23 protein-coding genes are annotated in these 23,809 nt (G+C 67.3%); 10 read left to right on the top strand and 13 right to left on the bottom strand.

What is annotated here, in order from left to right:
* Positions 1 to 41: 41 nt before the first annotated feature.
* Positions 42 to 1,547, bottom strand: a complete 1,506-nt coding sequence (gatB, locus tag JW792_RS01760) for an Asp-tRNA(Asn)/Glu-tRNA(Gln) amidotransferase subunit GatB (protein WP_135994371.1) — start codon at positions 1,545 to 1,547, stop codon at positions 42 to 44.
* A gap of 174 nt (positions 1,548 to 1,721) precedes the next feature.
* Here gatB and JW792_RS01755 point away from each other — a divergent pair, with 174 nt between their 5' ends.
* Positions 1,722 to 2,378, top strand: coding sequence for a hypothetical protein (locus JW792_RS01755; RefSeq protein ID WP_135994372.1), 657 nt, complete (start codon positions 1,722 to 1,724; stop codon positions 2,376 to 2,378).
* 76 nt (positions 2,379 to 2,454) lie between these two features.
* Here JW792_RS01755 and JW792_RS01750 read toward each other — a convergent pair whose 3' ends face one another.
* The 7 genes from JW792_RS01750 to JW792_RS01720 form a co-directional block, all read right to left on the bottom strand.
* A complete protein-coding gene (locus tag JW792_RS01750) occupies positions 2,455 to 3,438 on the bottom strand; it encodes an NADPH:quinone reductase (RefSeq protein ID WP_135994373.1) in 984 nt (327 codons plus the stop codon).
* A 4-nt stretch (positions 3,439 to 3,442) separates the two neighbouring features.
* A complete protein-coding gene (locus JW792_RS01745) occupies positions 3,443 to 3,649 on the bottom strand; it encodes a hypothetical protein (RefSeq protein WP_135994374.1) in 207 nt (68 codons plus the stop codon).
* Positions 3,646 to 4,230 carry a hypothetical protein gene (locus JW792_RS01740; protein ID WP_135994375.1) on the bottom strand — a complete coding sequence of 195 codons (585 nt, stop codon included), beginning with the start codon at positions 4,228 to 4,230 and terminating at the stop codon, positions 3,646 to 3,648. The genes JW792_RS01745 and JW792_RS01740 overlap by 4 nt, the downstream gene beginning before the upstream one ends.
* Positions 4,227 to 5,705, bottom strand: coding sequence for an Asp-tRNA(Asn)/Glu-tRNA(Gln) amidotransferase subunit GatA (gene gatA, locus JW792_RS01735; RefSeq protein WP_135994376.1), 1,479 nt, complete (start codon positions 5,703 to 5,705; stop codon positions 4,227 to 4,229). The genes JW792_RS01740 and gatA overlap by 4 nt, the downstream gene beginning before the upstream one ends.
* Positions 5,706 to 5,708: 3 nt before the next feature.
* Positions 5,709 to 5,996 carry an Asp-tRNA(Asn)/Glu-tRNA(Gln) amidotransferase subunit GatC gene (gene gatC, locus JW792_RS01730; protein WP_135994377.1) on the bottom strand — a complete coding sequence of 96 codons (288 nt, stop codon included), beginning with the start codon at positions 5,994 to 5,996 and terminating at the stop codon, positions 5,709 to 5,711.
* Between the two features lie 206 nt (positions 5,997 to 6,202).
* On the bottom strand, positions 6,203 to 7,474 hold the full coding sequence (locus tag JW792_RS01725) for an EAL domain-containing protein (protein WP_135994378.1): 1,272 nt from the start codon (positions 7,472 to 7,474) through the stop codon (positions 6,203 to 6,205).
* Positions 7,475 to 7,658: 184 nt separating this feature from the next.
* Complete coding sequence (locus JW792_RS01720; protein ID WP_135994379.1) at positions 7,659 to 8,315, bottom strand: YiaD family glycine zipper/OmpA-like lipoprotein; 657 nt, start codon at positions 8,313 to 8,315, stop codon at positions 7,659 to 7,661.
* 299 nt (positions 8,316 to 8,614) lie between these two features.
* Here JW792_RS01720 and groES point away from each other — a divergent pair, with 299 nt between their 5' ends.
* The 8 genes from groES (at position 8,615) to JW792_RS01680 (ending at position 17,214) form a co-directional block, all read left to right on the top strand.
* Positions 8,615 to 8,926 (top strand): co-chaperone GroES, encoded by a 312-nt coding sequence (groES, locus tag JW792_RS01715; RefSeq protein ID WP_135994380.1) that lies wholly within the window; start codon positions 8,615 to 8,617, stop codon positions 8,924 to 8,926.
* A 57-nt stretch (positions 8,927 to 8,983) separates the two neighbouring features.
* Complete coding sequence (gene groL, locus JW792_RS01710; protein ID WP_135994381.1) at positions 8,984 to 10,618, top strand: chaperonin GroEL; 1,635 nt, start codon at positions 8,984 to 8,986, stop codon at positions 10,616 to 10,618.
* A 153-nt stretch (positions 10,619 to 10,771) separates the two neighbouring features.
* Positions 10,772 to 12,643, top strand: a complete 1,872-nt coding sequence (locus tag JW792_RS01705; RefSeq protein ID WP_135994382.1) for a PhoX family protein — start codon at positions 10,772 to 10,774, stop codon at positions 12,641 to 12,643.
* Between the two features lie 94 nt (positions 12,644 to 12,737).
* Complete coding sequence (locus tag JW792_RS01700; RefSeq protein WP_135994383.1) at positions 12,738 to 13,703, top strand: hypothetical protein; 966 nt, start codon at positions 12,738 to 12,740, stop codon at positions 13,701 to 13,703.
* A gap of 427 nt (positions 13,704 to 14,130) precedes the next feature.
* Positions 14,131 to 14,907 carry a hypothetical protein gene (locus tag JW792_RS01695; protein WP_135994384.1) on the top strand — a complete coding sequence of 259 codons (777 nt, stop codon included), beginning with the start codon at positions 14,131 to 14,133 and terminating at the stop codon, positions 14,905 to 14,907.
* Positions 14,904 to 15,680 (top strand): hypothetical protein, encoded by a 777-nt coding sequence (locus tag JW792_RS01690; RefSeq protein ID WP_135994385.1) that lies wholly within the window; start codon positions 14,904 to 14,906, stop codon positions 15,678 to 15,680. Before JW792_RS01695 ends, JW792_RS01690 begins: the two co-directional genes overlap by 4 nt.
* A complete protein-coding gene (locus JW792_RS01685; protein WP_135994386.1) occupies positions 15,677 to 16,447 on the top strand; it encodes a hypothetical protein in 771 nt (256 codons plus the stop codon). Before JW792_RS01690 ends, JW792_RS01685 begins: the two co-directional genes overlap by 4 nt.
* A complete protein-coding gene (locus JW792_RS01680) occupies positions 16,444 to 17,214 on the top strand; it encodes a hypothetical protein (protein ID WP_135994387.1) in 771 nt (256 codons plus the stop codon). The genes JW792_RS01685 and JW792_RS01680 overlap by 4 nt, the downstream gene beginning before the upstream one ends.
* On the opposite strand, the gene hisS is transcribed toward JW792_RS01680, so the two are convergent.
* Positions 17,215 to 18,720 carry a histidine--tRNA ligase gene (gene hisS / locus JW792_RS01675; protein ID WP_135994388.1) on the bottom strand — a complete coding sequence of 502 codons (1,506 nt, stop codon included), beginning with the start codon at positions 18,718 to 18,720 and terminating at the stop codon, positions 17,215 to 17,217.
* 132 nt (positions 18,721 to 18,852) lie between these two features.
* On the opposite strand from hisS, the gene JW792_RS01670 reads away from it, so the two are divergent.
* Positions 18,853 to 19,305, top strand: coding sequence for a hypothetical protein (locus JW792_RS01670; RefSeq protein WP_135994389.1), 453 nt, complete (start codon positions 18,853 to 18,855; stop codon positions 19,303 to 19,305).
* Positions 19,306 to 19,308: 3 nt separating this feature from the next.
* Here the strand turns inward: JW792_RS01670 and JW792_RS01665 are convergent, their stop codons facing one another.
* The 4 genes from JW792_RS01665 to JW792_RS01650 all read right to left on the bottom strand — a co-directional run bounded on the left by JW792_RS01665 (position 19,309) and on the right by JW792_RS01650 (position 23,808).
* Positions 19,309 to 19,917 carry a thioredoxin family protein gene (locus JW792_RS01665; protein WP_135994390.1) on the bottom strand — a complete coding sequence of 203 codons (609 nt, stop codon included), beginning with the start codon at positions 19,915 to 19,917 and terminating at the stop codon, positions 19,309 to 19,311.
* The gene (locus JW792_RS01660) at positions 19,914 to 22,034 is read right to left on the bottom strand and encodes a protein-disulfide reductase DsbD family protein (RefSeq protein WP_206340878.1); all 2,121 of its coding nucleotides are present in this window, start codon (positions 22,032 to 22,034) and stop codon (positions 19,914 to 19,916) included. The genes JW792_RS01665 and JW792_RS01660 overlap by 4 nt, the downstream gene beginning before the upstream one ends.
* Before the next feature lie 161 nt (positions 22,035 to 22,195).
* Complete coding sequence (locus JW792_RS01655) at positions 22,196 to 23,026, bottom strand: SapC family protein (protein WP_135994391.1); 831 nt, start codon at positions 23,024 to 23,026, stop codon at positions 22,196 to 22,198.
* A 143-nt stretch (positions 23,027 to 23,169) separates the two neighbouring features.
* Positions 23,170 to 23,808: an OmpW/AlkL family protein gene (locus JW792_RS01650; RefSeq protein WP_206340877.1), complete on the bottom strand. Its 639-nt coding sequence runs from the start codon at positions 23,806 to 23,808 to the stop codon at positions 23,170 to 23,172.
* Between the last annotated feature and the right edge of the window lies 1 nt (position 23,809).

The following is a 23,809-nucleotide window of genomic DNA, read 5'->3' as shown; positions in this document are numbered from 1 at the left end:
CGCGCACGATATACCGGCCGCTTCCAGCCATTCCCCGCTCCCTACCCCAGCAGCTTCCTGCGCAGGATCTCGTTGACCGCCTGGGGGTTGGCCTTGCCGCCCGTGGCCTTCATGACCTGGCCGACGAACCAGCCCATGGCTTTCGGCTTCTCGCGCACCTGCTCGGCCTGGTCGGGATTGGCCGCGATGAGATCGTCGACGACCTGCTCGATGGCAGAGGTGTCGGTGATCTGCTTCAGGCCCTTCTCCTCGACGATCACCTCCGGATCGCCGCCCTCGTCCCACAGGATCTCGAAGACTTCCTTGGCGATCTTGCCGGAGATCACGTCGGTCTCGATCAGCTTGACGAGCTTGCCGAGCTGACCGGGCGAGACCGGGCTTTCGGAGATCGCGAGGCCCTCCTTGTTCAGGCGCCCGAACAGCTCGTTATTGACCCAGTTGGCGGCGAGCTTGGCGTCGCGCCCCTCGATCACGGCCTCGAAATAGTCCGCCCGGTCCTTGTCCGCAGTCAGCACCGAGGCGTCGTACTCGGACAGGCCCAGCACCTCGATGAAGCGCTTGCGCTTCTCGGCCGGCAGTTCGGGCAGGCGGGCCTTGAGCCCGTCGATGAAGGACTCCTCGAGCTTCAGCGGCAGCAGGTCCGGATCGGGGAAATAGCGATAGTCGTGGGCTTCCTCCTTGGAGCGCATGGAGCGCGTCACGCCGGCATTGGCGTCGAACAGGCGGGTCTCCTGGACGACGAGCTTGCCCTCCTCGATGAGGTCGATCTGGCGCTGCGCCTCGTATTCGATCGCCTGCATGATGAAGCGCATGGAGTTGACGTTCTTGATCTCGCAGCGCGTGCCGAGATGCATGAAGTCGCCGGTTTCGCGGAACTTCTCGTAATCGCCGGGCCGGCAGACCGAGACGTTCACGTCCGCGCGCAGCTGGCCCTTCTCCATGTCGCCGCCGCAGGTGTCGAGATAGCGCACGATGGTTCGAAGCGTGCGCACATAGGCCGCCGCATCCGCAGGCGAGCGCACGTGCGGGCGCGAGACGATCTCCATCAGCGCGACGCCGGAGCGGTTGAGGTCGACATAGGTCGCGTTCGGATCGAGATCGTGGATCGACTTGCCCGCGTCCTGTTCCAGGTGCAGGCGCTCGATGCCGACGGTGAAGCGCGAGCCGTCGTCGCGCTCGCACTCGATCTCGCCCTCGCCCACGATCGGATGGGCGAACTGGCTGATCTGATAGCCCTGCGGCAGGTCGGGGTAGAAATAGTTCTTCCGGTCGAAGCGCGAATAGCGGTTGATCTTCGCGTTCAGCCCCAGCCCGGTACGCACGGCCTGGGCCACGCACTCCTCGTTGATCACGGGCAGCATTCCGGGCATGGCCGCATCCACGAGGCTGACCTGGCTGTTGGGCGCGGCGCCGAACTCGGTGGAGGCGCCGGAGAACAGCTTGGCCTTGCTCTTGACCTGGGCATGGACCTCGAGCCCCACGACGATCTCCCAGTCCCCGGTCTGGCCCGGAATGCGATAGGTGTGGTCGGCGGTGTCGAGCGGCATGGAGGTGTCCTGAAAGGCGGGTGAGGTCGAAGCCCTGTTTCTTCGGCGAGGCGGGGCGCCGCGTCAAGGATGGAGGGTGGTGGCCGATCCCAGGGCCGGCTCGCTTGCCGTGCTTCACGTTTCGGTAATAAAGTGATTTCGGCTCGGTCCGGGCCGGCTCCGGGGGGATGAGCGATGGCAGATGCGACGCTGGCGCCTGCGAAGGCGGACCGCTTCTTCCTTTACTTCGCCCTGGCGCTCTTCCTCATCGTCGTGTTCAGCTTTCCGCTTCATGCAGTCCTGAACCCGGAACGCCTGCCGCCGATCCGGCCGGTCCTTCACCTGCATGCCGCCTCGATGGGCACCTGGTACGCCCTCCTGGTGACCCAGACCCTGCTCGTCGCGAACGGGCGTATCGGCCTGCACCAGGCGTTGGGCCTGTCCAGCCTCGCCCTGGTCCCGCTCGTGATCGGGACCGGCCTCTACGTGTCCTACGCCAACATGGTGCGCACCGGCGTCCCGACGATCCTCATCGCGAATGCCGGCAATTGCGTGCTCTTCATCGCGTTCTACGGCGCGGCGCTCGTCATGCGGGGCCGGCCGGCCTTCCACAAGCGCTTCATGATGTTCGCGGCCCTGGCGCTGATGCTTCCCGCCTATGCCCGGCTGGTCCAGGTGTTCGGGCGCGGCGAGATGGACGCGATCATCCCGTGGTTCGTCCTGCTGCTCGTGCTGCCGGTCTACGACCTCATATCCCATCGCCGGATCGAGGCGGCGACCCTCGTGGGGGTCGCGCTAAACCTCGCCTATATCGCCTCTCTGCTGGCGTTCCTGCCGCCGCTCGAAGCGTGATCGAAAGATCCGGGGCCCGTGCATCGCCGCCGGCACCCGGCGGGGTTCGCCCTCGCACGGACGAACCCGACGCACCCTAGACCCGCACCACCACCGTCCCGATCATGTCGCCGGCTTCCACCGCCGCATGCGCCGTAGCCGTGTCTTCAAGGTCCCAGACCCCGGCGACGCGGGGCGTCAGCGCACCGGCTTCGAGCGCGGCGGTGATGTCGTGGACCGCGGCCGCGCGCTGGGCCTCGGTGAGGGTGTAGACGAAGACGGTCTGGATGCGCGCATTGAGGAACATGAGGTCGTAGAAGGGCAGTCTCGGCGCCGGCTCCCCGGTCGAGGCATAGCTCGCGACGACGCCGTGGGGCTTCAGCGCCTTCGCGCTCGCCTCGAGATTTGCGCCGAACTCCACCTCCACGATCAGATCGACGCCCTCTTCGCCGGTGGCCGCGCGGACCGCCTCGGCGACGTCCTGCTGGCGGTAGTTGACGACCTCGTCGGCCCCCGCGGCGAGCGCGATCGCGGCCTTTTCCGGCCCGGAGGCGGTGGCGATGATCCGGCCCGCCCGGCCCCAGCGCGCGAGCTGGATGGCCATCTCCCCGACCGCGCCGGCCCCGCCGGTGACGAGCACGGACTTGCCGGCGAGCCTGCCGCCGCAGAACAGGGCGCGGTGGGCGGTCATCGCGGGGATGCCGAGGCAGGCGCCCTGTTCGAAGCTGACAGTGTCGGGCAGGGGGTGGGCCCATTCGGCGGGCACCACGCAGACCTCCGCGCAGGTGCCGCCCTCGCGCCGGAAGGCGGCGTTGTGCACCCAGACCCGCTCGCCGATCCGCGCCGGGTCGACGCCCTCGCCGATCTTCTTGATGACGCCGGCGCCGTCCGAATGGGGGATCTGGCGTCTCACCGCCATTGCCCCGCGCAGGCCGGAGCGCGTCTTGACGTCGGAGGGGTTCACCCCGCTCGCGTGCATCCACACGCAGACCTCGCCGGGCCCCGGCTCGGGCGTGTCGACCTCGCCCAGCGTCAGAACGTCCTCGGCAGGCCCTTGCGTGTCGTACCAGATGGCTCTCATGAGCCTAGTCTCGGCTCTCACCGGCCATCGCGTCGAGCGATTTCTTGAGGCGGGCGAAGAAGAAGACATTGAGCATGCCCAGCGCCCCGGCGACCAGGAAGGTGATCCCGAACGCCATCTGCCACCCGCCCTCGCCGAACAGGCCGCGGATCATCAACGCGCCGAGGATGGCGAGGACAGCGAAGGCGAGGATGAGGAGGCGGCGGGTCATGTAAACAAAATTGCCCGAACCACGAATACCGAAGCACCAGCGACGAGGAAATACGTAGCCATCAGGTCGTAAAATTCATTCTGGAGATGAATGTTCTTTACGATCACGTTCTCCAAATCGAGGCGGATCTGTAGGATGCGCTCTGCATCGCGTTCAAGTTTTGCGCGCGCGATCGATTTAAATTTCAAAAAATGCCAACTGAGCAAAATAAGGAGCATTGACACAAAGAGTGCACACAGTAAAACAATATCAACTGGGACAAATCTCTCTTGATCACCACCTAAAGCAATCAATGCACCGGAAATGGCGATAAGTACGGTACGAACCCCTGGTCCGGTCGAGTTCATAGAAGGAGTGGGCAGAACTGGCCCGATTTTCTTAATTCCCTTAACAATGTAAATGGCGACCAGCGCCGCCGCAAATAGCACTATTGCGACTACGATCGCTTGGCCTATCGAAGAAAACCAGAAACTTGAACCGAAGAGCGCCAATCCTGGCGTTATTCCCAAGAGCAGGACCAGACCGATCCTCAAGACCGCAGAACTCAGCGCCTCAACAAGGGTGTTGACCTCCTCGGTCACCACCAAACCTCCGCCTTCGCGTCGAACCCCGCCGCATCCTCCAGCGCGGCGCCGACGGAGAACATGGTCTCCTCGTCGAGCGCGCGGGTGATGACCTGCAGGCCGAGGGGCAGGCCGTTCTTGTCGAGGCCCGCCGGCACGCTCATCGCCGGGATGCCGGCGATATTGGCGGTGACGGTGAAGATGTCGTTGAGATACATCTCGATCGGGCTCGCCTTGGCCTTGGACCCGATGGCGAACGCGGCAGACGGCGTGGTGGGCGTGAGGATCGCGTCGACGGTCTCGAAGGCGGCGTTGAAATCCTCCAGGATGCGGCGGCGGACCTTGAGGGCCTTCAGGTAATAGGCATCGTAATAGCCCGCGCTCAGCACGTAGGTGCCGATGAGGACGCGGCGTTGCACCTCGGTGCCGAAGCCGGCCGCGCGCGTCTTCTCGTAGGTGTCGGTGAGGTCCTCGCCCTCCACGCGCTGGCCGTAGCGCATGCCGTCATAGCGCGCGAGGTTGGAGGAGGCCTCGGCCGGGGCGATGATGTAATAGGCCGGCAGGGCGTATTTCGTCATCGGCAGGGAGATGTCGACGATCTCCGCGCCCGCCGCCTTCAGCCAGTCGCGGCCCTGGCTCCACAGCGTCTCGATCTCCTGCGGCATGCCCTCGACGCGGTACTCGGCCGGGATGCCGATCTTCAGGCCCTTCACCGACCTGCCCACGGCCTTCTCGAAATCGGGAACCGGGCCGGTATAGCTGGTGGAGTCCTTCGGGTCGGGACCGGCCATCTCGCGCGTCAGGATCGCCGCGTCGCGCACGGTCTTCGCCAAGGGCCCCGGATGGTCGAGCGAGGAGGCGAACGCCACCACGCCCCAGCGCGAGCAGCGCCCATAGGTCGGCTTGACCCCGACGAGGCCGGCGAATGCCGCCGGCTGGCGGATCGAGCCGCCGGTATCGGTGCCCGTCGCGCCGTAGGAAATGCCCGCCGCCAGTGCCGCAGCCGAGCCGCCCGAGCTGCCGCCGGGAACGAGCTTTTCCTCAGACCCCTTCGCGCGCCAGGGATTGACCACGGGGCCGGAAGCGGCGGTCTCGTTGGACGAGCCCATGGCGAACTCGTCCATGCTGGTCTTGGCGAAGAACACCGCGCCGGCATCCCAGAGATTCTTCGAGACGGTGGATTCGTAGGTCGGGGTGAACCCTTTCAGGATGTTCGACGAGGCCGTGGTCTCCACGCCCTCCACCGCGAACAGATCCTTCATCGCGACCGGCACGCCTTCGAGAGCGCGCGCCTCGCCCTTCGCGATGCGTTCGTCGCTCGCCTTCGCCATCGCCATGGCGCGGCCGGCATCGATCACGGTGAAGGCGTTGAGCGCGCCTTGCGCGGCGTGGGCCCGCTCCAGCGTGAACTCGGCGAGTTCGACGGCGGAGAACTCCTTGTTCTTCAGCCCCTCGGCGGCTTCGACCAGGGTGAGCGCGGAAAAATCGGTCATGGTCTACTCCACGCTCTTCGGCACGACGAAGAAGCCCTCTTCGGCCTTCGGCGCATTCTTCAGGATCTGGTCCTGGATGCCGCCATCGGTCACCTCGTCCTTGCGCATCGGCAGCGGGGTGTTCACCGGCGTCGTCATCGGCTCGGCGCCCGTCACGTCGACCTCGTTCAGCTGCTCGACCCAGTCGAGAATGCCGTTGAGCTCGGCGGTGAGCTTCGCGAGACGGTCGGTCGGCTCGGCGATGCGGGCAAGCCGGGCAATACGCCGGACATCATCCTCGGTGACGGACATGGAAAGGGCTCCGGAAGGCGTGGAAATGCGGGTCCCGCGTCACGTACCAACGCCCGTGCTGCAGCGCAAGACGAAGGGGCGGCGGGAGAAAGGCCCATGTATGGCTCCCCGGCGCAAGCCGGGGCCCAGTGAGGCCGCGCGCCGGCATCGGGGGACGGTGCTCTTCGGTCCCCGGGTCCCGCCTTTCGGCGGGCAACGGGTTGGAGCTACCCCGCCCGCTTCTGCGCGGTGTAGTCGGCTTCCGCGATCACGTCCTCGCGCACGGGGCGCGGGGCGCCGAAGAGGTGGCCTTGCGCGTAGCCGACATCGAGGTCGAGGACTTCCACGACGGTGCTCTCGGTCTCGATCTTCTCTGCGACGAGATCGACGCCGTAGCGGGCGAACAGGCCGGCGATGTCCTCCGGCGCGATGGCGCCGGGTTCGCGGCCCGCGATGGATTCCGCCCCGTGGGCGGCGTCGATCAGGCGGCGGCCCTCGATCTTGGCGAAGCGCACGCCGGCGCGCTGCAGCTCGGCGAGATCCAGGCTGAGATTGTTCACCTGGTCGATGGAGAAGCGGAAGCCGTAATCGGACAGGCGCGCCATGTTGCGCGCCGCGGTCGCCGAGCGGCCCTCGAAGGCGGCCTGCGTCATCTCGAAGATGAGCGAGCCGGCGAGGTCGGAATTCCTCCGCAGGAAATCGAGGAAGGCCGGGAAGAAGTCCTCGTCCGCGAGCGAGCGCAGGGAAACGTTGCAGAAGATGCCGATGCGCCGGTCCGACTTGGTCAGCTTGCGGATGATCTGCACGCAGCGGAACAGCATCAGATTGTCGAGATCGGTGATGAGATGGGCGTCCTCGGCGGCCTTCAGGAAGGCGGCCGGGGGCAGCACCGCGCCGGTCTCGTCGCGCAGGCGCGAATAGCCCTCGTAGAAATAGGTGCGCCGCTGGGGCAGGCTGACGACGGGCTGGAGATAGAGATCGATCCGGTTGGCATCGAGCGCGGCGCGCACGATCTCCGCGTCCGTCGCCTGGACCGGCTGGGCGCCCGCCCCCTGCCCCGCACCTTCGAGCCGGCTCAGGAGCTCGGCGATCAGGCGCTCGTCCTGGCCGGAGGCCGGACCGCGTCGGGGGATGGAGATGCGGGTCTCCTCCCCGCCGCCGGAGACGGGCTCGGACAGCTCGTAGGCCTCGTCCTCGCTGGCCTCGCGCGCCGGCGTCTCGCCCGCTTCCAGCGTCTCGAGGCGCGTCTGCAGCTGCTCGAACTCGTCGAGCAGGGAGAGGTTCGCCGCCCGCAGCTCGTGTATGTCTTCCTTGAAGGCCTTGCGCTCCTCGGCACGCGCCGCGGCGGCATGGACCTGGCCGGCGATGAGGAAGACCACCGCGCCCATCAGCCAGGCAAGGTCGGAGGACAGCAGCCCGAAGCGCTCGAATCCCAGCGCCGCGACGACCGCGATCATCGCATAGGTCAGAACAACGAGGACATCGCTGACGCGCGGCATTCTGGCTTCCCGTCTCGTCTTGCGCCGGGCCCGGAACCGGCGTCCTGCCGACTCACGCGCAAGGGTCGCACCCGGTCGCAGGCTAACCTGAGTTAACCCCGCTTGACAGAAGGTTAACGAAAATGCCCGCCGGGGTTGCCCCCGGCGGGCATCGTCGCGGTCTTTCGACGGGCGTCGAAGGCGCCTAGCTCTGGGTGTGCGGGGCGATCCTGATCTCGACCCGGCGGTTGGCGGCGCGGCCCTCGTCGGTCTCGTTGGACGCGATGGGCATCGTCTCGCCCATGCCGGCGACATAGAGCCGGTCGGAGAGTACGCCGCGCTGGATCAGGGCCGAGGCGACCGAGCTGGCCCGGCGCTCGGAGAGGGTCTGGTTGTACTCGGCCGAGCCCACCGAATCGGTATGACCGATGATGTCCACATAGGTCGCCGGATAGGTCTGCAGCACGTCCGCCACGTCGTTCAGCACGGGGCCGAAGCGCGGCTGGATCTGCGCCGAATCGGTCGGGAAGGTCAGGTTGCCCGGCATGATGAGCACCAGCTCGTTGCCGACGCGGCGCACGGTGACGCCGGATTCGCGCAGGCGCTCGCGGAACTCGCGCTCCTGGCGGTCCATGTAGTTGCCGACCGCACCGCCCGCGAGCGCGCCCACGCCCGCGCCGATGAGCGCGTTGCGCCGGTCGTCGCCGCCGGCGAGGGTGCCAAGCAGCGCCCCGGCCGCCGCCCCGGCGAGCACGCCGGTCCCGGTGCGGTTCTGGGTCACGTTGCCGTACTGGTCGGTGGTGGTGCAGGCGGCGGCAAGGCCGAGGGCCATCGCGCCGGCGAGAATCGAACGAAACATCATGCGAGCCTCCTGGTTCGCGGTGAAAATCCGAAGTGGACAACGCGGAGCCTACCGCCCCGGTTGCCCGAACGCTACTACAGACAAGCGACATGGCGATGAACTGTGGCTGAACCGGGGCCCGGGCGGGCCCAGGCGCAAAAATATTCGCGCGCCGCATTTTCGCCCTCTTGACGGCTTGGCGCCCGCCTCTTACCTCCGCGCTGTTAGCAGCCGGCCGGTGCGAGTGCTAACGCGACCGCCGGCGGCTAGATCTCACAACCCCGAAGGGCCCTCAGGCCCAAGCATGGAGTAGAGAAGCGATGACCTTTCGTCCTCTGCACGACCGCGTGCTCGTGAAGCGCATCGAGGAAGAAGCCAAGACCAAGGGCGGGATCATCATCCCCGATACCGCCAAGGAAAAGCCGCAGGAAGGCGAAGTCGTCGCCGTCGGCGGCGGCGCGATCAAGGAAGACGGCACGGTGCGTCCGCTCGACGTGAAGGCCGGCGACCGCGTCCTGTTCGGCAAGTGGTCGGGCACCGAAGTCACGATCGAGGGTGAAGAGCTCCTGATCATGAAAGAGTCCGACATCCTCGGCATCATCGAAGGCAAGAAGGCCGCGAAAGCCGCGTAATTCCACGCGAAATCGCGACCTCGATACTCCACCGATCAGACAGGAAGGTTTGCAATCATGGCAGCCAAAGACGTCAAGTTCTCCGCCTCCGCCCGCGACAAGATGCTCAAGGGCGTGGATATCCTCGCCGACGCGGTGAAGGTCACCCTGGGCCCCAAGGGCCGCAACGTCGTCATCGAGAAGTCCTTCGGCGCCCCGCGCACCACGAAGGACGGCGTGTCCGTGGCCAAGGAAATCGAGCTGGAAGACAAGTTCGAGAACATGGGCGCGCAGATGGTCCGCGAAGTGGCCCAGCGCACCAATGACGAGGCCGGCGACGGCACCACGACCGCCACGGTGCTCGCCCAGGCGATCATTCGCGAAGGCATGAAGTCGGTCGCGGCCGGCATGAACCCGATGGACCTCAAGCGCGGCATCGACACCGCGGTGAAGAAGGTCGTCGAGGACATCAAGGCCAACTCCACCCCGATCAAGGGCTCCTCGGAGATCTCCCAGGTCGGCACGATCTCGGCCAATGGCGAGAAGGAAATCGGCGAGATGATCGCCCGCGCCATGGAGAAGGTCGGCAATGAGGGCGTGATCACGGTCGAGGAAGCCAAGGCGCTCGAGACCGAACTCGAGGTCGTCGAGGGCATGCAGTTCGACCGCGGCTATCTCTCCCCGTACTTCATCACCGACGCGGAGAAGATGCGCGCCGAGCTGGAAGACCCCTACATCCTGCTGTTCGAGAAGAAGCTCTCCTCGCTGCAGCCGATGCTCCCGGTGCTGGAGTCGGTGGTCCAGTCGAACCGTCCGCTGCTCATCATCGCCGAGGACGTCGAGGGCGAGGCGCTCGCCACCTTGGTGGTCAACAAGCTGCGCGGCGGCCTGAAGATCGCCGCCGTGAAGGCTCCGGGCTTCGGCGACCGCCGCAAGGCCATGCTGGAGGACATCGCGGTCCTGACCGGCGGCCAGGTCGTCAGCGAAGACCTCGGCATCAAGCTGGAGAACGTCACGCTCGACATGCTCGGCACGGCCAAGAAGGTCACCATCACCAAGGACGACACCACGATCGTCGACGGTGCCGGTGACAAGGCCAGCATCGAGGGCCGCGTGAACCAGATCCGCAAGCAGATCGAGGACACCACGTCGGAGTACGACAAGGAGAAGCTCCAGGAGCGCCTTGCCAAGCTCGCCGGCGGTGTGGCCGTGATCAAGGTCGGCGGCGCCTCGGAAATCGAGGTGAAGGAGCGCAAGGACCGTGTCGACGACGCGCTCAATGCGACCCGCGCCGCGGTCGAGGAAGGCATCGTCGCCGGTGGCGGCGTGGCCCTGCTGAAAGCCGTCAAGGCGCTCGAAGGCCTGGAAGGCGAGAACGAGGACCAGACCCAGGGCATCGCGATCATCGCGCGCGCCCTGCAGGCCCCGATCCGTCAGATCGCCCAGAACGCGGGCGTGGAAGGCTCGATCGTGGTCGGCAAGGTCCGCGATCACGAGAGCCGCGGCTTCGGCTACAACGCCTACACCGAGGAATATGGCGACATGTTCGAATTCGGTGTGATCGACCCGGCCAAGGTGGTGCGTCACGCGCTGCAGGACGCCGCGTCGGTGGCCGGTCTCTTCATCACGACCGAAGCGGCCGTGGCCGAGAAGCCGAAGAAAGAATCCGCGCCGGCGATGCCGGGCGGCGGCATGGGCGACATGGGCTTCTAGGAAGCCCTGCCCCATCGGCAATCGAACGGAAGGGCGGTCTTCGGACCGCCCTTCTTTTTTGCATTCACGCGATCGTCATTTCCCGCCCCCTTCAATAAGATGGTCTCTTGATCACTTATTGCCGTTCCAGACGCCGCGACGAGGGGATCCCAAATGACCGCGCACTCTATCGGCGAACTGATCGACCGGCGCCTGACGCGGCGCGCAGCCCTGGGCCTCCTGGGCGGGGCCGGGCTTGCCGCCGGGCTGCCGGCCGGGGGCGCCCGGGCGCTCCAGGACGGTGTCTCCAGCCTCGCCTTCACGCAGCTCGATCACGCGATCGAGCCGGACCACGCCGTCGCGCCGGGCTACCGGGCCGAGGTGCTGATCCGCTGGGGCGACGCGATGTTCCCCGACGCTCCCGTCTTCGATCCCTGGAACCAGAGCGCAGAGGCCCAGGCGCGCCAGTTCGGAACGCAGAACGACTTCATCGCCTATTTCGGCGAGGAGCGGCGGTCGGACCGCGGACTCCTGTGCGTGAACAACGAGTTCACCTTCATGACGTACCAGTTCCCCGACTTCGAGCCGTTCGGCGCGGACGAGGCTGCGCTGGCGCATTCCGCGCGCGCCGCGATGGAGGCGGTGGGGGTGTCCATCGTCCACGTCGCCCGCGGCGCGGACGGGCGCTGGCGGGTGGAGCCCGGCCCGGCGACGCGGCGCATCTCGGCCACGACTCCCATGCGACTCTCCGGCCCGGCGGCGGGCGATGAACGCATGCGCACCTCGGCCAGCCCGGACGGGCTCGAAGCGCGCGGCACGTACGGCAATTGCGCCGGCGGCCAGACGCCGTGGAATACCTATCTGACCTGCGAGGAAGGCTTCTTCCTGTTCTTCTCGGGCGAGCCCGACCCCGCCCATCGCGAGACCATCGCCTATCAGGGCTACGACCTGCCGCGGCCCAATGCCTTCCCGTGGTGGCGCCATGCCGAGGCGCGCTTCGACCTCGCCACCGAACCGCGCGAGCCGAACCATTTCGGCTGGGTGGTGGAGATCGATCCTTTCGACGCCGAAGCCCGGCCGGTCAAGCGCACCGCACTCGGGCGCTTCGCCCACGAGGCCGCCAGCGTGACCCTAGCTCCGGACGGGCGGGTGGTGGTCTATTCCGGCGACGACCGCCCGTTCGAGCATCTCTACCGCTTCGTTTCGGCGCGCGCCTTCGACCCGGCGAATCCGGAGAGCGGCCGGGACATTCTCGACGAGGGCACGCTCAGCGTCGCGCGCTTCGGCGCCGACGGCCGGCTGACCTGGCTTCCGCTCGTCTTCGGCGAAGGCCCGCTGCGCGAGGGCAACGGCTTCGCCTCCCAGGCCGACGTGCTGATCGAGACGCGCCGCGCGGCCAAGCTCGTCGGCGCGACGCCGATGGACCGGCCCGAGGATGTCGAGGTGCGCGAGAGCGACGGCTCGGTCTGGCTGATGCTGACCGGCAATTCGCTTCGCGCGACGCCCGATGCCGCCAATCCGCGCGCGAACAATCGCTACGGCCATGTCCTGCGCATGGATCCGCCGCGCAATGGCGCCGGCCGGCCCGACCCGGCGGCGGACGTCTTTTTGTGGGACGTGTTCATCCGCTGCGGCGATCCGGCCGAGGACAGCCACAATGCGCTCTATCACCCGGCTCTCTCGCAGTCGGGCTGGATGACCAATCCCGACAACGCGGCGTTCGATCCGGCCGGCCGGCTGTGGATCGCGACCGATCACGGCATGGACATCGGTCATTGCAACGGGCTGTGGGCCACCGACACGCACGGTCCGGGCGCACGCTATCTCAAGCACTTCTACCGCTGCCCGGCCGGGGCGGAGCTGTGCGGGCCCTGCTTCACCCCCGACGGGCAGACGCTGTTCGTCGCCGTACAGCATCCCGGCATCAGCGGCGAGGCCACGATCACCGAACCGCTCAGCCGCTGGCCGGATTTCCGCGAGGACATGGTCCCGCGCTCCGCGGTCGTGGCGGTCACGAAAGCCGATGGAGGCCCGATCGGCAGCTGACCCGACCCAGCATGACGAAGATTTAACCCGGCTGACGCGATCGTGTAATCTGCGCCGTGGTCAGTTGGGCCCGAACTCGACGGGAGACTGATCCATGAAACGCCTTCTGATGGCGGCTGCGGCCGCCCCCCTGCTCATCGCCTGCACAACCGCCAGCGCCAGCGAAATCGCCGGTCATGACGGCGAAACCCGCGTCCTGCTGATCAATGGCGAACGCATCGAGCTTGCCGACGGAGAGAGCGCGCGCGACGCGCTGAACGCCGCACTGGAAGGCGCCCCCCGGCCGCCCCATGCCCCCGGCGCACCGCACGCACCGCACATCGGCTTCGACTTCGACTTCGAATTCGACGGCACAGGCTGGAGCGAGGAGGAGCGCGCCGAGTTCGAGGCCGAGATGGAGGAGCTGGCCGAGAGTCTTGCCGGGCTCGGCGAGCAGCTTGCCGTCCTGTCCGAACTCGACGAGGACCGCGTGCGCGTCCGTGTCGCCGAGATCGAGCGCTTCCACGAGGAACACGGCCAGCGCATGGAAGAGCACGCCCGCCGCATGGCCGAACGCGCCGAGGCCATGGCCGCCCATGGCGAGCGCATGCGCATCGTCGGGCTCTCGGCCGGCCTTTCAGGCATGGAAGCGGGCCTTGCCGGGATCGAGCGCGCGCTGGAGCGCGGCTGGGTCCATGACGACGGGGAACGCCGCGAACTCACCGCTGACGAGATCGAGGACCTCACCGAGGCGCGCGACGATCTGCGCCGGGACATCGAGGAGTTCCGTGCCGAGCACGCCGACGCCCTGGCACTGCTCGACGAGGAGGGTCCGGGCCACCACCGCGTCCTTTTTTACCGGACTTCGGCGGAAGCCCCGCTGCTGGCCGGTGCAGAAGCCCGTTTCCGCGGTAACGGCGAGGGCGGCCAGATCCGCATCCGCCGGCGCGATAACGAGATCCGGGTCTGGGTCGACGGCCGCGAACTCGAAGGCGCCGAGAAGGAAGCCTGGCTGGAGGAACACGGGGAGCCGGCCGCGCCCCCTGCGCCGCCGGCCGCTCCCGACCTCGAGGGCAACTGAGGCCCGCCCGCGCGGGGCCGGACCGGTCCCGCGCGGAAGGCCCCGGCATCGGACAAAAAAAGCCCGGCATCGCAAGATGCCGGGCTGAGCGTTCGGTTGGTCGATTAAGAGACGTCTCCTCCCCAGAAACGCCGCTTAGAGACAAGACGGTCAGGCCCTGTCGTGAGACAAACATGACCCGAATGTCATAAGGGCGTCAAGCCCCTGACTCACGGCAGCAGGATGGGAGTGACGCCCGTCTCGCCAACCCTTCGAAAACAAGTTTGCGCCCCGCGCCGGTTTCGGCGATGCTGTCGCCCGACAACGGGCGGGGGCCACACATGATCCTGACGAGTGCGACTCGCACCGCGCGCGCCGGGAAGTGGCTCGAAGTCCTCCCGACAATCCTGGCGCTTCGACCCTTCACCCAGCCATCGAAGGCCGCGCCGTGATCCTGCGCCGCCTGGTCACCGCACTTCGCAGGCAGGACTGGGTCACCGTCGCGATCGAGACGCTGATCGTGGTGCTCGGTGTGTTTCTCGGTATCCAGCTCGGCAACTGGAACGAGGCGCGGGCCGACCGGCAGCTGGGCCGGGACTATGCCGTCCGGCTCATCGCCGATCTGGAGCAGGACCTGTCCGTCGTTCGCACGCTGATCGGCTATTACGACGACGTCATCGAGAGCATCGAAGACGCGGACCGGATGCTCGCAAGCGCCGATCCCGAGCCGCAGGCGCTCGTCGTCGCGGCCTATCGTGCGAGCGAGTTCACCTACAATCCGAAAAGGCGCGCGACATGGGACCAGATCGTTTCGTCCGGCGATCTCGGTCTTCTGCCTCAGGCCGCCATCGAGAGCGACCTTTCGAACTATTACCGCTTCCTGGAAGCCAATGACGATACCATGTCCCTGCTTCAGGACACGCCCTACAGGCGGATTGTTCGCTCCCTCATCCCTTTACCGGTACAGCTCTCCATTCGAGACGGGTGCAGCGACGTGATCGCCGAGGACTCCAGCATTGTCGGCTTCATGGCCGAATGCCGTCTGGATGCCGACGAGGCGATCCTGGAGGAGACGGCGCGTGCCTTGATGTCATCGGACGAAATGCGCGAGATGCTTCGTTATCAATACTCGATGGTCGCGTCCGTGCAGAACAATCTCCGCGGAGACATTTTCGTCCTGCAAGGGCTTCTCGGCGCGCTTGGCGCGGAGACGGACGCACCATGATCCTCGCCTCGCTCACCCGCGCGGTTCGCACGCAGAACTGGTTCGCGGTCTTCATCGAATTCGTCATCGTCATCGCCGGCGTGGTCATCGGCTTCCAGATCACCGCGTGGAACGAGGCTCGCCAGGACCGGGTGCGCGAGCGGATCTATCTGGAGCAATTGCTGATCGATCTTCAAAGCGATGCGGAAACAGGCCGGCGCGGGGTGGCTTCGACGGAACGTGTCGATGCCGCTGCGCAACGCGTTCTTGCTGTCCTGGAAGGCGACGGCCGGAGCGACGGAACAGACGATGCGGCCTTGGTCGCCAGCCTGCCCTATGCCGGCTACGCCTATCTGCCGCTGGCAAACGACGCGACCTACCGGGAGATGATCTCCACCGGCGCGCTGTCGCTGGTCGAGGACATCGAGCTCAAGCGCGCCCTGGCGACCTATTACGCATCGGCCGAAGCGGGCCGGCAGTGGGACGAGCTTCTGCGCGAGGAGCAATATGCCTACCGCGCCGCCATTCGCGGTCTCCTGACCCGCGAGCAGTTCGCCTGGGCGCGCGCACAGGGCGGCGAGGCGCATGGCGAGCCACCCGGTTTCAACCGGGCAGCCTTCCTCGCCGAGGCCCGCACGCGGCCGGAAATCGTGGATTCCCTGCGCTCGATGGGCGCGGTGCAGCAACGCCTGCGCGATGATTCCACGCGACTGAGCGAGCGGGCCGACAGGCTCGCCGCGCTGATCCGGGCCGCTCTCGGCGAACCCGTCCGGCAGCAGGAGGCCAGCGAATGATCCTTCGCCGCGTCATCTCGCATTTCCGCAAACAGGAATGGACCGCCATCGGCATCGACTTCGTCATCGTCGTAGTCGGCGTGTTCATTGGTTTGCAGGTGCAGGATTGGAGCGAGGCGCGCGACGATCGCCGGCGCGAGGCGCAGATCGTCGCGGATCTGCTGGCGGATATTGACATCGACCGCTCCCAGTACGCCGCCGGATTGAGAGCCAATCTGCGCCGGGTCAGCGCGGCGAACGCCTCTCTTGTCGGGGCGGGGCTGGCGCCGGTGATGTTCGACCAGGAAAGTCCGCAAGACAATGTCGTCGACTACCAGTTTGACGTCGCGCAACTGCCGGAATTTCCCGCCGCGAGGATGGACCGGGCGTGGACGGAGGTGATCCTTGGTTTCCATCCGACGCCAAGCACCTCCACCTTCGACGCGCTGGTCGGTGCCGGCGACATCAAGATCATCCGGGATCGGAACATTGTCAGGCGTATCCAGGCCTATCGCAATCTGACGCAAAGCGTCATCGAACAGAACAACAAGGCGCTCTCGATCCGCGAGAGCGTGATGATTGCCGGCGCGAGATACGGCCTTGCGCCGTTTGCGGCAATGCCGCCGGAGGACTACTTCCGCCAAACCGCCAGCGAGCCGGAAATTGCGGCGTCGATCCGGATCATGGCGACGTTCGCGCTCTTCCACTACGGAGAGATCAGGGCCGCCGACGCGCAAGCGGCTGAGCTTCAAGACAGCCTGCGAGTTTATCTGGAGACGCTCGAATGATCCTCCGCCGCGTCATGGCGCATGTCCGGGCCCAGAACTGGCTCGCCGTCGCGCTCGACTTTCTGATCGTCGTTGTCGGCGTCTTTATCGGTATCCAGCTGGGCAACTGGAACGAGGTGCGGGCGTTCCGGACGCAGGAGCGGGGCTATCTGATCGAGTTGCGCAACGAGATCGCGTTCAATGTCAGCCAGGCCGATCACAGGACCGTCTATTCGCGTCAGGTGGTCGAGGGCGTCGACGCCGTGCTGGCCTTCCTCGAGGACGACGAGCCCTGTGCGCCCCGCTGCCGCGAGCTCCTGATCAGCGCCTTCCATGCCAGCCAGGTCTGGGGAACGCCCTATTCGCTGACGATCAACGACCAGATCCAGCGGCTGGGCCTGCCGACAGACGACGCACTCCGGCGATTGGTGCGTTCCTATTACGAAACGCTCGAAGGCGACGACCTGGTGGCCGCGGATGCGCACCCGTTTCGGGCGCAAATGCGCGGCACGATCGACACACGCACGGCCTTGACTCTGTGGCAGGGCTGTTACGAGATCGTCGACAATGCGTTCGAGATCCTGGGCTTTGAATGCGCCGAGGACGAGGGCCTCTCGGAAACGGCGGCGGCGCTGGCCCTTGAGCGGCTCCGGCTGGAAGACAGGGTCGCGGAGAATCTCCGCTTCTGGGCCGGGCAGAACATCCTCGCGCTGGAGATATTTCCCACTCAGCAGGCCACGGGCCGCGAAGCCCTCGCCGCGCTCGGCGTCGCGATCGGGTCGGAATGATCACTCCGCCGCCGACAGCCGGGCCTTGATCTCGGATACCAGCTCGTCGCGCCTGACGGTGAATTGCTGGCGCTGCTCGGCCCATTCCTCGCGGTCGGTGACCTCCTGGGCGATTTTCGCCCCGAGTTTCAGGTCCTTGACCGAGACGGTGCCGGCCTCGCGCTCCTCGCTGCCGACGATGACGGCGAAGTCCGCCCCGCGCCGGTCGGCGTATTTGAGCTGCTTGCCCATGTTCCCGCCCCCGACGAAGGCTTCTGCCCTGAGGCCCGCGGCGCGCAGTTCGGCGGCGATGGCGAAATAGTCGGCCATGCGGTCCTTTTCGGCGGCCACCACGACGACCAGCGGATCGGCCCCGGCCCCTTCGAGGCGGCCGAGCGCGGACAGCGCGGCGGCAAAGCGCGAGACGCCGAAGGAGAAGCCGGTGGCGGGCACGGCCTGGCCGGTGAAGCGCGCGACGAGGTCGTCATAGCGCCCGCCCCCGCCGATCGAGCCGAATCGCATCGGCGAGCCGTCCTCGTAGGTCGCGCTCGCCAGCAGCTCGGCCTCGAAGACCGGGCCGGTGTAGTAGCCGAGGCCACGCACGATGGAGGTGTCGATTTGCCAGTGCGCCGGAGTTTTTCCGAGAGCGCCCAAAATACCGTGTATTTCGTGAAGCGCTTCGATTGCTGCCCTGCTCGTAGGAAGCTCTCCGAAATATGTCTCCAACCGCTCTAGCGCCGCTGCGTTTCTGTCCTCAGTACTTTGCCCCTCCACAAACCGTGAAATGCTGGACTGCTTGAGGAGGTCAAGGACCAGTTTTCGCTGTTCCACGTCTAAGCCTGCACCTTCGGTGAAGTCGCCGGATTCGTCCTTTCGGCCTTCCCCCAGTAGCTGCTCAACGCCAGCCATACCCAACCGGTCAAGTTTGTCGATGGCGCGCAGCACGCGCATACGCTTCTCGAGACTCGCCGTACCTAGGCTCTCCAGCACACCGTCGAGCAGGCGCCGGTCGTTGACGCGGATGACGTATTCGCCCTCGGACAGCCCCGCCGCGCCCATCACCTCGCTCGCAAGCGCGATCATCTCGGCATCGGCGGCCGGTCCCGGCGCGCCGACACTGTCGGCATCGCACTGGACGAACTGGCGGAAGCGGCCGGGTCCCGGCTTCTCGTTGCGCCACACCTCGCCGTACTGGTAGCGGCGGAAAGGCTTGGCGAGATCCTGGAAATTCTCCGCGGCGAAGCGCGCGAGCGGAGCGGTCAGATCATAGCGCAGGGCCATCCATTGCGCGTCCTCGTCCTGCATCGCGAACACGCCCTCGTTCGGGCGCTCCTCGTCGGGCAGGAACTTGCCGAGCGCGTCGGCATATTCGAAGGCCGGGGTCTCCAGCGGCTCGAAGCCCCATTGCTCGTAGACGCCCGACGCGGCGCGGATCAGTGCGCGCTCGGCGCGCAGCACGTCGGCGGCACGGTCCTCGAAGCCGCGCGGGCGGCGGGCCTTGGGCTTGAAGGCTTTGGTCTTCGCCATCTCTGGAAACGGGCTCGCTTTAAGCAAATCGAAGGTGCGCCGGACTTAAGCCTACAGGCTCTGGCGATCAAGCGGCGCGGCTCTTGCGTGGCAGGACCGCGACCGCCTCGCAACGACACGGGGATTGCCTGCATGATACGCATTATCGCGACAGCACTCGTCCTGGCCTCCTGCGCCGGCCTCGCCTCGGCCCAGGATGCGGGCCGCCTGCAGGCCCTTTCCGGCGAGCTGCGCGGCGAAGCCCTGGCCCGGGCCGAGACGCTGTCCGGCGCCCCCGGGGCGCCCTCCGCGCCCGTCGAGCCCTTCGACCCGTTCGTGACCGGAGTGCAGGACTTCGCCGCCGAGGCGATGGCCCTGTCGCGCCATATCGAGGAGGTGGCGCCGGCGAGCGACCTGAAGTGCATCTTCCGCGGCATGAGCGAGGACGCGCTGTCGCGACTGGACCTGCTCGCCGAGCCCGCCCGCGGCGCGGACCGCGCCCGCAGCTACGAGGCCTATGCGCGCCTGTTCGAGGACGCCGAGGCGATCGCCGCGGACGAGGACACGGTCTCGCTCGCGGCGCTGCCCTGCCCGGCCTCGGATTAGCCCCTAGTACTTCACCGTGCAGCCATAGGCGACCGTCTGGGCCGGATCGACCGGCTCGCCGGCCTCCAGGGCGTCCAGCGCCGCGGTGACGTAGTTGTGCGCGCCTTCCAGGCTCGAGGCCCGGGCGCTCGGCTGATCGTCGATCGCGCCGGCATAGCGAAGCGTGCCTTCGCCATCGATGACATACATGTGCGGCGTGGTGCGCGCGTCGTACGCCCGTCCGATCTCGCCGGAGGGATCGAGCACGACATGGGCCGGGCTGGCCCCGCGGCTCTCGTTGAGCGCCAGGGCCTCCTGCGCCGAAACATGGCCCTGCTTGCCGGGCGCGGAGGAGATGATCTGGATCCAGGCAATGCCGTCCCCGGCCGCCGCGGCCTGCAGGGCCTGCATGTTCTGGCCGTCATAGTGCTTCTGCACATAGGGGCAGCCATGATTGGTCCATTCCAGCACCACGGTCTGTCCGGCGAAATCGGACAGGGCGACGCTCTCGCCCGAGGCGGTGACCGCCTCGAAGGCCGGGGCGGGCTCGCCGATCACGGGATCGGCATGGGCGGGTGCGGCGGCGAGGCCGAGCGCGGCAGCGGCCAGCATCAGATGACGGCGTGAAATCATGGCTCTCTCCCCTGGCGGCTCGCCCGCGCGATGGCGTCGAGCACGATCGTTTCTGTCAGGACCGGCGGCAGCTTCTCGGCCGGGCCGCCATCGTCCGGATAGACAAGATACATGGGCACGCCCGCCGATCCATGGCTCTTGAGCGTATCGGCGATCACAGGATCGCGATTGGTGAAGTCGGCACGCAGCAGCGCGAAACGGTGCTCGGCGAAGGCGGCGCGCACGTCGCCATCGGCGAGCGTGCCGATCTTGTTGACCTGGCAGGTCACGCACCAGGCCGCGGTGAAGTCGACGAAGACCGGACGCCCTTCGGCCTGAAGCTCGGCCACGCGCGCCGGGCTCCACGGCTCGAAATCGCCTCCGGGGGCCGCAGCGGCCACGGGCTCGAGCCGCGCGGTCATCGCAAGGGCGGCTGCCGCGAGCACCGCGCCGGCGAGGCCCGCGGCTCGTCCGCTCAGGCCGCCGGCCTGCAGCGCCCAAACCGCGAAACCGGCCCCGAGCCCGGCGACGAGCACCCAGGCCACGCCGCTCGCCCCGGTCTGCACGCTCAGCACCCAGACGAGCCAGATCGCGACCGCGAACATCGGAAAGGCCAGGACCTGCTTGAAGCGGACCATCCAGGGCCCCGGCCGCGGCAGGAGATTGAGAATTCGCGGGTTGAAGCTGACGAGCACGAAGGGCGCGGCGAGCCCGAGGCCGAGGCAGGCGAAGATCACCAGCGCGATCGCCGGAGGCTGCGCCATGGCGAAGGTGAGCGCCCCGGCCATGAAGGGGGCAAGGCACGGCGCCGCCACGAAGACCGCGAGCACGCCGGTCAGGAAGGAGCCGGCGCGCGTGTTGTGATCGACCGCGCCGCCGATCCCCTGCAGCGAGCTGCCGATGTGGAAGGCCCCGAGGAAATTCAGCCCGATCAGGAACATCAGCAGCGCGAGCGCGGCGACGACGGCCGGCACCTGAAGCTGGAATCCCCACAGGTCGGGCAGGCCGAGCGCGCGGGCTGCGACGAGCGCGATCCCGAGCGCGAGGAAGGTCGAGATCACCCCGCCGGCGAAGACCAGGCCCAGTTCGCGGGCCCGCGCGGCTTCGGCGCCGCGCTTGTGGACGAGGTTGAGCGCCTTCATCGACAGGATCGGGAAGACGCAGGGCATGAGATTGAGCAGCAGCCCGCCGATGAGGGCGAAGACGATCGCCTGGGCGAGCCCGAGCCCGCCGGCCGGCGGCGGGCCCTGCAGGGCGCCGGCGGCGGACGGCGCGGCCTCGACGTGGCGCACGCCCGGCTCCGGCAAGATCGTGAAGGCGCGCCGCACCCAGCGCCCGTTCTCGCGGAACTCCGCGGTCACGACGCCGCCGTGCACCGCGTCCACGCGGTCCCCGACGAGGAAGCCCGGTGTCAGGAACAGCGCGGCACCGGCATCGTCGTAGGCGGCCCGCTGCGGAGCGGCATGGTCGATCACCCCGCCCTCGTGGGGAAAGAAGGCGAGATCGCGGATGTCGTCGCCGCGCGCGAAGCGCGCGCCGGCGAGGCTGAGGACGAGGTCCGCGCCGACCCGCGCGAGCCCGGCCTGGAGCCCGTCCGGCGCAGGCGCGGGCGCCCGCTCCAGCGCGACCTCGACGAGGCGGGCGCCCTCGCGGTCGACGCGCCCCTCGCCGACCTCCAGCTCAAGCGCGAACGTGCCTTCCTCGGGAATGCAGATTTCCTCGCAGACGAGCCATGTCGCCTCCGCCTCGATCCGCACCGGACCGGGCGGGGCATCGGCGGGCACGTGCACCGGAATGGGCAGGGTGACCGCGTCGGAATAGCCGTAATTGGTGAGCGGCCCCAGCGGATAAGGCTTCGGGGCCGGCCAGACGATCTCGCCGGACTGCCAGCCTTCGGGCAGGTCGAGCGCGATGCGCGTCGGCTCGCCGCTGTCGCCGGGATTGCGCCAGTAGGTATGCCAGCCCGGCGTGATGTCCTGGTGCAGCCCGACATGGAAGGTCTCGCCCGGCGCCACCGCCTCCCGGTCGGAGACCAGGCGCGCATCGACCATCGGCTCGCTGTCGGCCCATTGCCCCTGCGCCGCAGCGGAGAGGACAGAGAGCGGCAGGAGCAGGAATGCGATGGATCGCAGGATCAAGACGAAGCTCCGGTTCGGTGGCCGTGATCGGCAGGTCGAGCCTTGCATATATCGCGCGACGGCGGCGGCGCGAAGCGCACTGACGGGCTTGTGATTGCGTCAAAACGAAACGGCCGGCGCGTCGAGCGCCGGCCGTGCCGTCAGTCGCGATTGGCGGGCGCCTAGGCCTCGGGAGCCGGCGGCGGATTGACCGGGCCGGGCATCTGGGGGGCGCCCTGCTGGCGAGCGGACGCGCGCTGGATCAGGAAGTCCCACTGCGTCATGGAGAGCATGTGGGCGTAGATCGCACCGAGGAAGGTGTTGTCGCGCAGTTCAGCGAGCACCTTGGGCTCGAGCTCGCGCAGCTTGCCCGGATCGATGCCCCAGTAGGAGGCGATCTTCTGCGCCTCGCCGACGGGCTGGCCCTGCGCGTCGCGCGGCTGGAAGGTCGCTTCCTGCTGCGTGAACAGGCCGAGCTCGTCGCACTTGTCCACGAAGCTCTGGCTCATGCGGACATCGGCCTCGAAGCGGCGCACGTAGTCGATGGCGCGCTGGGTGAACTCGGTCGGCTCGCCCTTGTCGTCGAAGAACTGGATTTCCGGATCGTCCGAGTACAGGTGCGAACCCTCGTCGACGCATACCGTGAAGCGATCGGTGTCCTCGCCGTGGACGGCGGCGACGAAGGGATAGCGGCGCACGAAGGCCGGCAGATAGGTGTAGGGCTCGTAATTGCCGGTGTCGGGATCGACGAACAGGTTCTCGCCGGTGCGCAGGCCCATCGCGGCGACCGCGGTCTTCTGCTCGCCCAGGAAGATGATCGGGAAGCGTCCGGCGCACACGCCGAACTCGCCGATCGTCAGAGGCACGAAGTGCGACTGTGCGAGGAAGTCGAACGGGCGGTCGGTATACTTCAGACCCTTGCCCTTGTGGCGCTCCTTGTTGAGCGGCACCGGGTTCTTGTAGAGCGGAAGCGAGCCCTTCACGGAGGGTTCGGCGGTTTTGGCTTCGGCCATGGTCTATCCCCAAATTTACGGTCGCGGCACTGTTAGCGGACACGCCCTGAAAGGGCAACACGGCCGGTCACACGAGAAAAGACGGGTGTCCCGCGCGCAACGCACGGGACACCCAGGCCGGGGGAGTTGCGCAGGAAACGGGCTCAGTAGCGCAGGCCGATCCCGAGCCCGAAGATCACCGGGTGGATGTCGACATCGCCGGTCACCGTGCCGAGACCGCCGGCATCGATCGTCACGTCGGTGTTGATCCAGACCTTCTTCACGTCGGCATTGAGGAACCAGCGCTCGTTCAGCCGGTAGTCGATTCCGGCCTGCAGCGCGCCGCCGAAGCTCTCGTCGTAATCGATGTCGACCAGCGGCGAGCCCGTGGGCAAATCGGCGTCGAAAAAGATCGTGTAGTTGATGCCCGCGCCGACATAGGGGCTGAACTGGCCTTCCGGGTTGAAGTGGTATTGCAGCGTCAGTGTGGGCGGCAGGAGGGTGACGTCGCCGAGATCGACATCGCCGAGCGCGGTGCCGCGCGCCATCACGTCGTGCGGCGTCACGCCGAGGATCAGCTCGGCCGCCACATGGTCGGTGAGGAAATAGCTGATGTCGAACTCGGGCACGATGGAGGTGTCGATATCGGCCGTGCCCGCGATCGGGCTGATCTCGGCGCTTTCGTCGGGTACGACGTGGATCGCGCGCAGGCGGAAGAGCCAGTCGCCCTGTTCGGCCATGGCCGGCGCGCTCATCCCGGCGACGAGGGCCAGAGCGAGCGTCGATTCAAGAAGCGTTTTCATT

It is taken from the genome of Marinicauda algicola (assembly GCF_017161425.1).
Taxonomy (GTDB): Bacteria; Pseudomonadota; Alphaproteobacteria; order Caulobacterales; family Maricaulaceae; genus Marinicauda; species Marinicauda algicola.
This window is presented reverse-complemented; position numbering and strand designations above follow the sequence as displayed.